Origin of the sequence: Neobacillus sp. PS3-34, from assembly GCF_030915465.1 — a bacterium.
Taxonomy (GTDB): domain Bacteria; phylum Bacillota; class Bacilli; order Bacillales; family Cytobacillaceae; genus Neobacillus_A.
The window spans coordinates 3,429,892-3,443,954 of record NZ_CP133267.1; the positions used below are offsets into that span (position 1 = coordinate 3,429,892).

The 14,063-nt window shown below is 40.5% G+C and carries 6 protein-coding genes and 6 pseudogenes; all 12 read left to right on the forward strand.

Features of this window, described 5'->3' with window-relative positions; translation table 11 throughout:
* Positions 1-244: 244 nt before the first annotated feature.
* Positions 245-2,884: a DNA polymerase I gene (gene polA / locus RCG23_RS17760; RefSeq protein WP_308176766.1), complete on the forward strand. Its 2,640-nt coding sequence runs from the start codon at positions 245-247 to the stop codon at positions 2,882-2,884.
* 41 nt (positions 2,885-2,925) lie between these two features.
* Positions 2,926-3,752 (forward strand): annotated as a pseudogene (mutM, locus tag RCG23_RS17765) (DNA-formamidopyrimidine glycosylase).
* A 146-nt stretch (positions 3,753-3,898) separates the two neighbouring features.
* Positions 3,899-4,533: pseudogene (ytaF, locus tag RCG23_RS17770) on the forward strand (sporulation membrane protein YtaF).
* A 20-nt stretch (positions 4,534-4,553) separates the two neighbouring features.
* Positions 4,554-5,161 (forward strand): annotated as a pseudogene (coaE, locus tag RCG23_RS17775) (dephospho-CoA kinase).
* Between the two features lie 182 nt (positions 5,162-5,343).
* A complete protein-coding gene (locus RCG23_RS17780) occupies positions 5,344-6,375 on the forward strand; it encodes a glyceraldehyde-3-phosphate dehydrogenase (protein WP_308176767.1) in 1,032 nt (343 codons plus the stop codon).
* Positions 6,376-6,674: 299 nt separating this feature from the next.
* Positions 6,675-7,049: an adenosylmethionine decarboxylase gene (speD, locus tag RCG23_RS17785; RefSeq protein ID WP_308180099.1), complete on the forward strand. Its 375-nt coding sequence runs from the start codon at positions 6,675-6,677 to the stop codon at positions 7,047-7,049.
* Between the two features lie 107 nt (positions 7,050-7,156).
* Complete coding sequence (locus tag RCG23_RS17790; RefSeq protein WP_308176768.1) at positions 7,157-7,555, forward strand: hypothetical protein; 399 nt, start codon at positions 7,157-7,159, stop codon at positions 7,553-7,555.
* A 94-nt stretch (positions 7,556-7,649) separates the two neighbouring features.
* A pseudogene (gene nrdR, locus RCG23_RS17795) lies at positions 7,650-8,108 on the forward strand (transcriptional regulator NrdR).
* A 209-nt stretch (positions 8,109-8,317) separates the two neighbouring features.
* Positions 8,318-9,717, forward strand: a pseudogene (locus tag RCG23_RS17800) (replication initiation and membrane attachment family protein).
* 15 nt (positions 9,718-9,732) lie between these two features.
* The gene (dnaI, locus tag RCG23_RS17805) at positions 9,733-10,725 is read left to right on the forward strand and encodes a primosomal protein DnaI (protein ID WP_308176769.1); all 993 of its coding nucleotides are present in this window, start codon (positions 9,733-9,735) and stop codon (positions 10,723-10,725) included.
* Positions 10,726-10,809: 84 nt separating this feature from the next.
* Positions 10,810-11,661: a putative sporulation protein YtxC gene (gene ytxC, locus RCG23_RS17810; RefSeq protein ID WP_308176770.1), complete on the forward strand. Its 852-nt coding sequence runs from the start codon at positions 10,810-10,812 to the stop codon at positions 11,659-11,661.
* A 420-nt stretch (positions 11,662-12,081) separates the two neighbouring features.
* A pseudogene (thrS, locus tag RCG23_RS17815) lies at positions 12,082-14,013 on the forward strand (threonine--tRNA ligase).
* Positions 14,014-14,063: the final 50 nt, after the last annotated feature.

Sequence of the window (14,063 nt, forward strand, 5' to 3'; positions counted from 1 at the left end):
TGGAGGATAAGATAATAGTCGAAAGCCCCTTCATCCAAGGAGCCAAACAAAAAAAGAGTGAAAGCAGACCCCGCTTTCACTCTTTTTTTTGTCATCAGCAAAAGCGGCCGTAATTTTCCTTTATCTTTTCACTCATGATAAAATGGTAAGAGGTAATTTTTCGTGCAGAATTTAAATTATTTTAAAAAATTATTTTAAATAGAATAAAGTTTTAACATGTAAAGGTGTTATGAGGAGGTAATAATTGATGGAAAAAAAGAAGCTTGTGCTGATAGACGGGAATAGTATAGCTTATCGCGCTTTCTTTGCCCTTCCGCTGCTTAACAATGATAAAGGTATACATACGAATGCGGTATATGGATTTACAATGATGCTGATGAAAATACTGGAGGATGAAAAGCCGACACACATGCTTGTAGCTTTTGATGCAGGAAAGACGACATTCCGCCATAAAACCTTTAGTGAGTATAAGGGCGGCAGGCAAAAGACCCCACCTGAATTATCGGAGCAATTCCCTTTCATCCAGGAACTGTTGGATTCCTATGGGATTTCCCGATATCAGCTGGAAAACTATGAAGCTGATGATATTATTGGAACGCTTTCCCTAGCGGGTGAGCAGGATGGATTTGAAGTAAGGGTTATTTCAGGTGACAAGGACTTAACGCAGCTTGCTTCAGACCATACATCTGTTGGGATTACCCGTAAAGGAATTACGGATATAGAGGAATACACTCCTGAGCATATTTTAGAAAAATACGGTCTGACTCCGGAACAAATTATTGATATGAAAGGCTTGATGGGTGATGCCTCGGATAATATACCGGGTGTGCCAGGAGTCGGGGAAAAGACGGCAATCAAGCTTTTAAAGGAATTCTCGACAGTTGAAAATCTGCTAAACTCGATTGACAGTGTTAGCGGAGCAAAATTAAAAGAAAAGCTTACAGAATTTAAAGATCAGGCAATCATGAGCAAGGAGCTCGCAACTATTACGAGAGAAGCACCAGTTGAAATTAAACTGGACGAGCTTCAATACGAGGGGATGATAAGGGAAAAACTTATTCCTCTCTTTAAGGAGCTTGGGTTTAATACGCTCTTGGACAAGCTTGGTGAAGATCCTTCTGACATGGTACAAGCCGACCTGGAGGATATCGAATTTGAAATTTGTACAAATATAACAGGTGACATCTTTGCCCAGGAAAACTACTTCTATGTTGAAGTCCTTGAAGATAATTATCATTATGCCGATATACTCGGTTTTTCGCTCGTCAATGAAAAAGGCAGCTTCTTTATTCCAGTGGAAACAGCCTTGAACTCTCCAGCTTTCAAGGAATGGGCTGAGGATGAAGAAATGGAGAAAACGGTCTATGACGCTAAACGCTCTGAAGTCGCTCTAAGGCGCCGCGGGATTCATTTGAAAGGAACCGTTTTTGATACCTTTATTGCCCCTTATATCGTTAATCCATCAGAGGGAATTGACGATATTGCGTCGGTTGCTTCACGATATGGAATTAATGTCGTCGACAGTGATGAAGCATTTTACGGAAAAGGAGCTAAGCGCAGCATTCCGGAGCAAAATAAACTTGCCGAACATCTCGTTAGAAAAGGTCTGGCCATGGCAGAGTTAAAAGAAAGGCTTGAAAAGGAATTAAAAGAAAACCAGCAGGACGAGCTGTTTAAGGAACTTGAAATGCCTTTATCATTAATTCTGGCTGACATGGAGTATACAGGAATAAAAATTGATTTAGACCGCCTGAGCAAAATGGGGGAGGAAATCAAGGAACGTTTAAAACAGCTTGAAAGCAGGATCTATAATCTTGCAGGTGAAGAATTCAATATTAACTCTCCCAAACAATTGGGTGTCATTTTATTTGAGAAATTGAATCTGCCTGCTTCAAAAAAGACAAAAACGGGTTATTCCACTTCTGCTGATGTACTGGAAAAGCTGGCTAGCGATCATGAAGTGATTGAACAGATACTTAATTACAGACAGCTGGGCAAGCTTCAGTCAACTTATATAGAAGGCCTCCTGAAGGTCATGGACCCTAAGACTGACAAAGTGCATACGAGATTCAATCAGGCACTTACGCAAACGGGAAGATTAAGCTCAACCGATCCAAACCTGCAGAATATTCCTATTCGACTCGAGGAAGGGAAAAAAATCCGTCAGGCTTTCATCCCTTCAGAAAAAGACTGGGTAATTTTTGCAGCCGACTATTCACAAATTGAACTTCGCGTTCTTGCTCATATTGCAGGGGATGAAAAATTGATTCAGGCGTTTAAAGAGGATCTTGATATTCATACGAAAACGGCAATGGAGGTTTTTCACGTCAACGCAGAAGAAGTGACTTCCAATATGAGGCGCCATGCTAAAGCGGTAAACTTTGGCATCGTGTACGGAATAAGTGATTTTGGCCTTTCCCAAAGCCTAAGTATTTCGCGTAAGGAAGCTGGTAAGTTTATCGACCGTTATTTGGAAAGCTATCCCGGTGTAAAAGAATATATGGACGACATTGTACAGCTTGCAAAACAGAAAGGATACGTAACGACTTTAATGCAAAGAAGGCGTTACATCCCTGAAATAACAAGCCGCAATTTCAACCTGCGGGGCTTCGCAGAAAGAACAGCAATGAATACTCCGATACAGGGGAGTGCGGCGGATATCATAAAAAAAGCAATGATTGATATGGCTGCAAAGCTTCAGGAGCATGGGTTAAAATCACGCCTTCTCCTTCAGGTTCATGATGAACTGATTTTTGAGGCACCTAAGGATGAAATTGAAACGCTGAAAAAGCTTGTTCCAGAGGTTATGGAAAATGCTATTGAACTAAAAGTACCGCTTAAAGTTGATTATTCATACGGACCAACATGGTTCGATGCGAAATAGAGGGCTGCATTTCCGTCCTCACTATGTAAGGAGGAAATAATATGCCAGAGCTTCCAGAGGTTGAAACCGTCAGAAAGACTTTAATTCAGCTGGTCCAAAATAAAAAAATTAAGGATATTACTGTTCTTTGGCCTAAAATAGTGAAACACCCAGAAGAGGTTGAGCAGTTTATTGATGCTTTAATAGGTGAAACTATTGTGGATGTAGGCAGAAGAGGGAAATTCCTGATTATCTATACAGAGAAATTTGCTTTGGTATCCCATTTGAGGATGGAAGGAAAATACGGATTATATCCAGCAGAAGAGCTTCCGGATAAACATATGCACGTTATTTTCCAGTTTACGGACGGAACAGAATTAAGGTACCGGGACGTACGGAAATTCGGTACGATGCACCTCTTCATAAAGGGTGAGGAGTTTCTTTATCCTCCCCTTGATCAGTTGGGCCTGAGCCATTTTCACCTGAGTTCACGCTCGATTTCCTGCAGGAAAAGCTGGCAAAAACCAACCGGAAAGTGAAAACAGCCCTGCTCGATCAAAAGGTTTTTGTCGGCCTTGGCAATATTTATGTTGATGAGGCGCTTTTCAGAGCAGGCATCCATCCAGAGCGGCAGGCTTTTGATTTATCAACGGAGGAATTGGAGAGGCTGCACCAGGAGATTATCTCAACCCTTGAGGAGGCAGTTGAAAAAGGCGGAAGCACCATTCGATCATATGTTAATTCCCAGGGGCAAATCGGTATGTTCCAGCTAGAACTGTTTGTTTACGGCCGTAAAGGTGAGGAATGTAAAAATTGTGGTACACCACTTGAGAAAATAGTTGTAGGCGGCAGGGGAACTACCTTTTGTCCGACATGCCAACCACTATAAAATTTCATTTCGGTACAAAGGTGCTTAAGCATGGCTATGATTAAACATGCGAGGGTAACACTATTAAATAATGCTTTTCTTTGAATAACACTGGATAGGCTCCTTCCATATACTATCGTGATGATTGACAGGAAGGAGCTCTACTCATGATTCAGATTTTCTCACTTCTCTTCCTCGCTTTTGCTGTCAGTCTTGACAGTTTTAGTGTTGGTTTTACCTACGGACTCCGGAAGATGGAAATGCCATTTAAATCTGCACTGATCATTGCAGGCTGTTCAGCCAGTTCCTTGATGCTTGCAGTTTCCATCGGGCATGGGCTCCAAAGGATTTTTTCTCCAAAAATCACGGCCGCACTTGGAGGGATTATTCTTATTGCCCTTGGCGCGTGGGTTTTATTTCAATTTTTTATGCCGGAGAAAAACAAAGAACAGCAAAGCGTTGAAAAAACAATCGTAAATTTTGAAATCCGTTCGCTGGGGTTGGTGATCAATATTTTAAAAAGGCCGCTTCGGCCGATTTTGACCATTCAGGCACCATAACTGGCATAGAAGCCCTCATGCTTGGAGTCGCTTTATCCCTTGATGCATTTGGTGCAGGTGTTGGAGCAGCAATGCTTGGTTATTCACCCATCTACCTTGCTATTTCCGTAGCAGTCATGAGTTCGCTTTTCGTTCTTATGGGGATAAAGTGCGGTGTTTTTTTTTCAAAAAGTGAATGGGTTCAAAAACTTACCTTTTTACCAGGTGTAATGCTTATCTTTATTGGTATATGGAAATTATGATCGTTTGAAAGGAAAAGAAAATGGCGCTAATCATTGGACTTACTGGCGGTATCGCCAGTGGAAAAAGTACTGTTTCCAATATGTTAAAAGAAATGGGAATAACCGTTATAGATGCCGATATTGAAGCACGGATTGCTGTCAATATTAGCGAGCCTGCTTATCAGCTGATTTTGGAACGCTTTGGAACCGAAATACTCCAGCATGACGGTGAGATCGACAGGCAAAAGTTAGGTGCTGTAATTTTTCAGGATGAAGAAAAAAGGATTCTTTTGAATGAAATTGTACATCCAGAGGTCCGTAGGAGAATGACTGAAAAAAAGAGGCAGCTATAAAAAGAGGAGAAAAAGTGGTAGTTCTCGATATTCCGCTGCTTTTCGAAAGCAAATTGACTTATATGGTTGATAAAACGATCCTTGTCTATGTGGATGCGGCTGTTCAATTAAATCGTTTAATTAAGAGAAACGGACTGTCTGAAGAGGAGGCTCTCGCGAGAATAAATTCACAGAAACCTCTTCATGAAAAAAGGGCTTTGGCCAATGCCGTTATCGATAATAACGGAAGCTTGATTGATACAGAAAGACAGCTAAAGGAAATATTACAAAACTGGCTTGATATAGATATCGTATAACTTATTGGGAAGGGGAAACCTTCTCTTTTTTTATGAATTTTTTTCGTGTAAATAAAATTTCTGAATTATAGAACTTTTTCATTTTTTGGAACTTTGGGTATCACAAAAGATTTTAAATATGTTATACTAATAGCAATAATACAAGTCAATAAGTATAACACTAATGCGGAAGGAGCCATACAATGAAAGCGAGAATAGCAATTAACGGTTTTGGAAGAATCGGCAGAATGGTTTTTAGAAAAGCCATCCTTGAAAATAAGCTTGAGGTTGTAGCGATAAACGCAAGCTATCCGGCTGAAACATTAGCGCATTTATTAAAATATGATACGAATCACGGCCAGTTTGAAGGGGAAGTGGTTCCATTAGATAACGAACTAATCGTAAATGGAAAAAGGGTACGATTACTAAATAACCGGAATCCTGAACAGCTTCCATGGAAAGAAATGGACATCGACATTGTGATTGAAGCCACTGGAAAATTCAATTCCTATGACAAAGCCAGCCTCCATCTCGAAGCAGGTGCGAAAAAAGTGATTTTGACTGCGCCTGGGAAGAACGAAGATATTACAATTGTAATGGGAGTTAATGAGGGGCAGCTTGATCCAAATATTCATCATGTTATCTCAAATGCTTCCTGTACAACAAACTGCCTTGCACCTGTAGTGAAGGTGCTTGATGAGAAGTTTGGTATTGAGAATGGTCTGATGACAACTGTCCATGCTTACACAAACGACCAGAAGAATATTGATAATCCACATAAAGACTTAAGAAGGGCACGTGCCTGCGGGCAATCCATCATTCCAACTTCCACCGGGGCTGCAAAGGCGCTGGCACTTGTGCTGCCGCAGCTTAAAGGAAAAATACATGGAATGGCTTTGCGTGTTCCGACACCTAATGTTTCACTTGTCGATCTAGTTGTCGACTTAAAACAGGAAGTGACACTTGACGATGTCAATGATGCATTTATTGAAGCTGCAAATGGGCCATTAAAGGGTATACTTGGATTCACAATTGAACCACTGGTTTCCGTTGACTTTAATACAAATGAGCATTCAGCTGTGATTGACGGACTTTCAACAATAGTCATGGGAGGCCGGAAGGTAAAGGTATTGGCCTGGTATGACAATGAATGGGGCTACTCTTCACGTGTGGTCGATCTTACTATGTTTGTTGCAGAGGAAATGTCACGTTCCTCTCAAATTAAAGTAGGCTAAATATTTAGATTCACCAAAATTGCTGTCCTATGGCAGGCAATTTTTTTGTATGTCAAAAATAGCCTAGCCCCCCAAAAGCGTGCATAAATTCTCTTGAAAAAATTTTAATTTGATAGGTTGCAAAAAAAATATAAACAAAGTATACTAGTCATCGTGAACTTCTTGAAATTAGGTAACGATTAATTACTTAAAGGGTTAGGACCTCTCTGGACTAACTTTCCCCCGTGGTAATTACAAAGATACCGTCAGTATAAGGGTTTCAAGGATGAAACGAAAATCCTGAAGGGGGAAATATGAATATGGAAACTATGGGACGTCACGTAATCTCTGAATTATGGGGATGCGACTTTGAAAAACTGAATGACATGGATTTTATTGAACAAACGTTTGTTGAAGCTGCTTTAAAATCAGGTGCAGAAATCCGCGAGGTTGCTTTTCATAAATTTGCGCCACAAGGTGTCAGCGGAGTAGTTATCATTTCTGAATCTCACTTAACAATTCACAGCTTCCCAGAACATGGCTATGCAAGTATTGATGTGTACACTTGCGGTGACTTAAATCCTAACATTGCTGCTGATTACATTGCAGAAGCTCTTAATGCTCAAACTCGTGAAAATATCGAAATTCCACGCGGTATGGGTCCTGTCAATGTAAAACAGGCGAAAGTCCTTTAATCTTCAATATCAATTAAAAATGCTCATTTAGAGGTGTAATGATACACCTCTTTTTATTTTATATTGAAAATGAGGTAAACTAACATAAAAAGAAGAGGAAGAGGCAGATGGGAATTTTAAAAGATATTTTTAAACGATTTCAAAAACAGTGTGAGACAGCTGAAAATCATCCCGATGAAGAGCTGCGGACCCATTATTATAAAGGAAATTTTAATCAGGTTTTCCAATCCGTTGAGCAATCGTTCAGGCAGGATTCAAATTGCCACATTACCAGTGTTTCTAAAGAGCATGGCGAAATTGCGGTAGAAGTAAGACGGCCGGTACCCTGTTTTCTAATCGTGACAATCATTTCTGTTAAGCCGTTGGAAACAGCCGTAGATTTTAATATTTCTTCAGAGAAAACTTCCTTAACAGGAATGTATCCGCTTTTAAAGAAACAAATTATCACTTACTACGAACGGATCAATCGTTTACATACTTATGTAGGAAACGGAAGGAACGCGTAATTGTTCTTCTTGTGTTACCATTTCCTTTTTAATAAAATATGAATAGAAGAATATTCGCAGATTATTATTTTGCAATATATACGGAGCTGATAGTATGAAATGCCCTTCATGCCAAAATAGCGGATCTCGTGTCCTCGATTCCCGTCCGGTTGACGAGGCCGGGCAACACGTCGCAGGCGAGAATGCGAAGACTGCGGATTTCGCTTCACTACTTTTGAAAAAATTGAAGAAATTCCTCTTATTGTTGTAAAAAAAGAGGGAACCCGTGAAGAATTCAGCCGCGATAAAATTTTGAGGGGTCTTATTAAAGCCTGTGAAAAAGGCTGTGCCTTTAAAACAACTTGAGGATATTATCCACGAGGTGGAAAAGGAACTGCGAAGCCAGGGTACTTCTGAAATAAACAGTGAAGTAATTGGAGAGATGGTTATGGACAGGCTGGCGAAAATTGATGAGGTGGCTTATGTCCGCTTTGCTTCTGTTTATCGCCAATTTAAAGATATTAATGTGTTTATAAATGAATTAAGAGAATTGATAAAAAGAGGGCAATCCTAAGAGCTGAAGCGTCAATCTTTAGCTCTTTTTTTAAGATATAAAAAAGTATAATTTTTTTAATAGTACTGGTGTCTAGCTCCAGCGCCCAGCCCCTCGGGGTCATAAGCCCAATCACTTCAGAAATCAGGATTTCCTGCGTGATTCGTCTTATGCCTGTCGGGGCTAACCAGGGCGCTTGCGCTTTTCTTACTAAGAAAGGATTGAAGGATATGGCGCAGCACTGGCAGGAACTTGTTCCGATTGACCGATATATGGTGGCATCAAATGGGCTGCTGCATGATTATGACCGAAAAGTCTTAACCTTTTTATATCAGCCGCTGATCGGTGTTAGCTGTTTCAGTTTATATATGACTCTTTGGCCGAACTTGAGGAGAACCGCTTATGGTCTGATTCTTCATCACATCATATTTTGATGAACCTGTTGGGAATGAATTTGAGCGATATATATGATGCTCGTCTGAAGCTGGAAGGAATAGGACTGTTAAAAGCCTTTGTGAAAACAGATGAAGGTGAAAGGGCGTTTATCTATGAATTGCAGCCGCCTTTAACTCCTGAGCAATTTTTTTTAGATGGCATGCTGAACATCTATTTATACAGAAAAATTGGCAAAAACCATTTTTTGCGTTTAAAGCGCTTTTTCAGTGACCAGCAAAAGCCTTCTGATAAGGATTACAAAGACATAACAAGAGCGTTCCAGGATGTTTATACGTCTGCATCCCATGGATCAATGCAGCATATGCAAGAGTATTCGGCTGATTTGAAAGCAGACAAGGATCAGGTTTTTGTTGGCAGGCAGGAGCAGAAGGGAATCCAAATTGAATCTGATTCATTTAACTTTGATCTCCTGGTCTCAGGTCTAAGTGAAACACTTCTCCCAAGAAAGTCCTTGACTCAAAAGGTTAGGAGTGCAATAAGCAATCTTTCTTTCTTATATGGAATCGATGCTCTTCAAATGAAGAATATTGTCCTAAGTGCCGTGAACCAGGAAAATGATATTGATGTCGATGAATTAAGAAAGGCAGCGAGAGACTGGTATCAGTTTGTTCATTATGATCAGCTTCCAGCCTTAATTGAACGGACTCAGCCGGCAATGCATCAGATTCAGCAGGATGAACCGAAAACGAAAGAAGAAAAACTCATGCGATATTTGGAGACTGTTTCCCCGCTTCAGTTTTTGAAGGATCTCTCAGGTGGAGCGGAACCATCCAAGGCAGATATGCAAATCATTGAAGATGCCATGTTTAAACAAAAGCTTCTTCCGGGAGTAATAAATGTGCTTATTCATTTTGTCATGCTCCGTACAGATATGAAGCTGACAAAAGGCTATGTAGAAAAAATGGCCAGCCATTGGAGCCGAAAACAGGTGAAAACCGTAAAAGAAGCAATGGACCTCGCGAAAAATGAGCACAGCAAATATATTGGCTGGACTGAAGAAAAAGCTACGAGCGGCAAAACTGCATCAAGGAAAAAGCCAATCAGGACAGAATTTCTGCCAGATTGGTTTGAAGATAGCGAAAAAGGAACGACCCAGGAGGATAATGGGGAGCAAAAAGAGCTTAACGCGAAAAAACAGGCTCTTGAAGAAAAGTTAAAAGCATTTCGCAAATAGGAGGTGAGCAGTTTCATGGAAAAAATCAATCAAACATTGAAACGGCTGGCATCAAATGAAAATTTTCAAAAAAGATATGAGAAAATGCGAACGGATACTCTTAACCATCCTGATGTAAAAGCATTTCTTACCGAGCACCAGAATGAAATTAACAATGAATTGATTGAAAAAAGTATCGGAAAGCTTTTTGAATACACAAACCAAAGCAAGGAATGTAATCGGTGCGAGAGCCTTGAGGGGTGTGTAAACATTATGCAGGGATATCACCCTGAATTGGTGCTGCAGCGCAACTCTATCGATGTTCAATATGATCGCTGCCCTCGTAAGGTCATTGCTGATGAAAAACGAAAGAACGAAAAGCTGATTAAGAGCTTGTATGTTCCTAAGGATATATTAATGGCTTCATTCGATTCGCTGCAAATTGGGCAGGGGAAGATTGATGCTGTTGATAAAGCGGCTTCCTTCGTTATGAATTATCAGCAGGGGCAGAAGCAGAAGGGACTTTTCCTCTATGGGAAATTTGGGGTTGGAAAGTCGTTTCTGTTAGGAGCGATTGCCAATGAGCTAGCAAAAAAACGGGTATCATCCATGATTGTCTATGTTCCGGAATTGCTAAGGGAAATGAAAAGCTCCATCGCTGATTCTACTCTAAATGAAAAAATGGAAACGCTGAAGCGGGAGCCTATTTTGATGCTTGATGATATTGGTGCAGAAGCCATGTCAAGCTGGACAAGGGATGAGGTCCTGGGACCTATCCTGCAATTCCGTATGCTTGAAAACCTTCCCACGTTTTTTACATCTAATTTTGACTTCCAGGGGCTGGAACACCATTTAACGTACAGCCAGCGGGGAGAAGAAGAGAAAATGAAGGCGAGAAGAATGATGGAACGCATCCGTTACTTAAGTGAACCCGTCCTGGTGGAATGCGCCGAACCTAAGAAATTGAGTGATAAACCTATGAAAAAATGCGGTGACTTTCTCACCGCATTTTTTTGTTTCCAGGAATAGCTAAACATCTTTCAGCCCGCTTCTATTTTGGCCAAGTCCCCCATATACATTAAACAGAGATTCTGGAAACAAGGGGGGATCTGTTTGGTCGAAATTATTTTTCAAAGCGAAAAGGATGGACACAGCCTGTATGATCATCTGAAAAAGCGATTAAAACAGGAATATCATCAAAATATTCTTCTAATTGAAGATCGACATATATTCAAAATTAGAATTAGCGGCCTGGAAAATAAAACGATTGATATTATAAAGGGTGCATTTTTTGAATTTATTTACAGGCTTAAGCAGGAGGATTGGTTTCGTAAAATTTTAAAAGAAAAGTTTTATTTTGAAGACCCAGAAGAGCAGCAGAATATCCTGGAGATTATTTATTCTGTTTTGGAAGGAAATAGGAAAGATCTGACTATTTCTCACAAACTCTCAAATGAAGATTGCGGAATAAGGGAAGCAATTGAACAAATGTTCATGGAAAAGGTCTCTTTTTCCTTTGATTCCTTTGTGCAATTCAGGCTGCGTTCCTATCTGAAACAACTGGAAAGCTATGTTGAAATATCGATAGATGAGTATAAGATGGAACAGGAATATCAAATGTTCGTACAGACTCTGAGGGACTTTCTTTCAAAACGACCGGAAAAATTGTCATGTGTACATGTTGCTTTTGATGAGGAAATTACTTTTTTTGATGAGCATTTCCTAGAGATTAAAAGAAGTGAGCTTGCTAAAATGATTGACCGTCGTCTTTTGTTTAACCATCCAGTGTACGTTGATTCCGTTTCAATCGCTCCTCTTTTGTCGATTGCTCCAAGAAGTATTGTTATTTATGCTGAAGAATCCGATCAGCCCTTGATACGGACAATCCAAAACATTTTTGAAGAACGGGTAACGCTCCACCCAATTTCAGAACTGGCTGAAAGAAAAAGGAATGTATCATCTTAAAAATAATTGCATTTGTCCGCTTGATTTTTCCATTTTAAAAAATTATAATAACGTACATAGTAATTTTAATCGAACAAAAGTGATGATAAGGATAAGGGTATTCTTTTACGGTTTCCAGAGAGGGAAGGCTTGCTGAAAACTTCCCAGCACGAATCGAATGCTTACCGCCTTTAAACTTCAGTCGTGAAAATTTCATCTCAAAAATGAAGTGAGTAATTACTGACGGCCGCAGCCGTTAACCTGACCACAAAGCTGGCTTATATTATTATTTGCCGGAAAATTGGGTGGAACCACGTGTTTATTTAAACTCGTCCCTTTACCAGGGACGGGTTTTTTTATTTTTTTAAAAGTTTTGCAAATCAGAATGCAGCGTAAACTGCTACGCCTGATCTGCATCCAAAATTCAAAGGAGGAATTAACATGTCAGAAGTTGTGAAAATATCGTTTCCTGATGGGGCAATAAAGGAGTTCCCTGTCGGTACGACAACTGAAGATATTGCTGCTTCCATTAGCCCAGGGCTTAAGAAAAAAGCGATTGCCGGCAAATGGAATGGCCAACTGTATGATCTTCGCCGTCCAATCATGTTGGATGGTTCGATAGAAATCGTCACTCCGGAATCAAATGAAGCACTGGAGGTATTGCGCCATAGTACAGCTCACCTAATGGCACAGGCGATTAAAAGGCTGTACCCTCATGTAAAGCTGGGGATTGGCAGGTCATTGAAGGTGGATTCTACTACGATATCGATCTGGAGGAATCTTTGACACCTGAAGATCTCCCGAAGATTGAAAAAGAAATGGCCAAAATCGTGAATGAAAACATTGATGTTGAACGCAAGGAAGTTAGCCGGAATGATGCAGTAAAGCTATATAAAGAGATTGGCGATGAATACAAGCTTGAGCTGATTGAAGCGATTCCTGAAAATGAAACAGTAACAATTTATGAACAGGGAGACTTTTTTGATCTTTGCCGTGGAATTCACGTTCCGTCAACTGGAAAAATTAAAGAATTCAAACTGTTGAGCATTGCGGGTGCTTACTGGCGCGGCAACAGCGATAATAAAATGCTGCAACGCATTTATGGAACAGCCTTCTTTAAGAAGGAGGATCTGGCTGAGCATCTCCGTTTATTGGAGGAGGCCGAAAGAACGTGACCACCGCAAGCTAGGAAAAGAATTGAATCTATTTACAAATTCGCAAAAAGTGGGCCAGGGATTGCCAATGTGGCTTCCTAAGGGAGCAACGATCCGCCGAATTGTGGAACGTTATATAGTGGATAAAGAAGAGCGGTTAGGCTATGACCATGTCTATACTCCAATCATGGGAAGTGTGGATCTTTATAAAACTTCAGGGCACTGGGACCATTATCAAGATGACATGTTCCCGGTTATGGATATGGATAACGAGCAATTGGTTCTTCGCCCAATGAATTGTCCGCACCACATGATGGTTTATAAAAACAGCATCCACAGCTACCGGGAGCTTCCGATCCGAATTGCTGAGCTAGGCTTGATGCACCGCTATGAAATGTCTGGTGCATTATCAGGATTGCAGCGTGTTCGCGGAATGACTCTAAATGATGCTCATATTTTTGTAAGGCCAGACCAAATAAAAGAAGAATTCCAGCGTGTTGTCCGCCTGGTTCTTGATGTTTATAAAGATTTTGATCTGAATGATTATTCTTTCCGTTTATCCTACCGTGATCCGCAGGATAAAGAAAAATACTTTGATGATGATGCGATGTGGGAAAAAGCACAAAGCATGCTGAAAGAAGCGATGGATGAGCTTGGCCTTGATTATTTCGAAGCCGAAGGAGAGGCGGCGTTTTACGGCCTTAAGCTGGATGTCCAGGTAAGGACTGCATTAGGTAAAGATGAAACGCTCTCAACTGTTCAGCTTGATTTCTTACTTCCTGAGAGATTTGACTTAACTTACATTGGCGAAGATGGCAAGCATCACCGTCCGGTTGTTATTCACCGTGGCGTGGTTTCGACTATGGAACGTTTTGTTGCTTTCCTAATTGAGGAATACAAAGGAGCGTTCCCTACTTGGCTTGCTCCAGTCCAGGTTCAGGTTATCCCAGTTTCTCCGGGAGTTCATCATGACTATGCGCTTAAGGTTAAGGAACAGCTTCAGAATGAAGGATTCCGCGTAGATCTGGATGGACGCGATGAAAAGATCGGTTATAAAGTCCGTGAAGCTCAAATGCAGAAAATTCCTTATATGCTAGTTGTTGGCGATAAGGAAGTAGAAGAAGGAGCCGTAAACGTAAGAAAATACGGTGAGCAAAAATCGGAAACTGTTCCGTTTGCTGAATTCATTTCGGCTTTAAAAGCTGAAGTTAAAAGGTAATGGAAAAAAGAGAGGAGCATTCCTCTCTTTTTTATTAATTACAAAAAAAC

Excerpts from the sequence above, each read along its gene's own strand:
- speD (WP_308180099.1), top strand. The coding sequence starts at position 6,675 with ATGGAAACTATGGGACGTCACGTAATCTCTGAATTATGGGGATGCGAC.
- RCG23_RS17790 (WP_308176768.1), top strand. The coding sequence starts at position 7,157 with ATGGGAATTTTAAAAGATATTTTTAAACGATTTCAAAAACAGTGTGAG.
- RCG23_RS17780 (WP_308176767.1), top strand. The coding sequence starts at position 5,344 with ATGAAAGCGAGAATAGCAATTAACGGTTTTGGAAGAATCGGCAGAATG.
- dnaI (WP_308176769.1), top strand. The coding sequence starts at position 9,733 with ATGGAAAAAATCAATCAAACATTGAAACGGCTGGCATCAAATGAAAAT.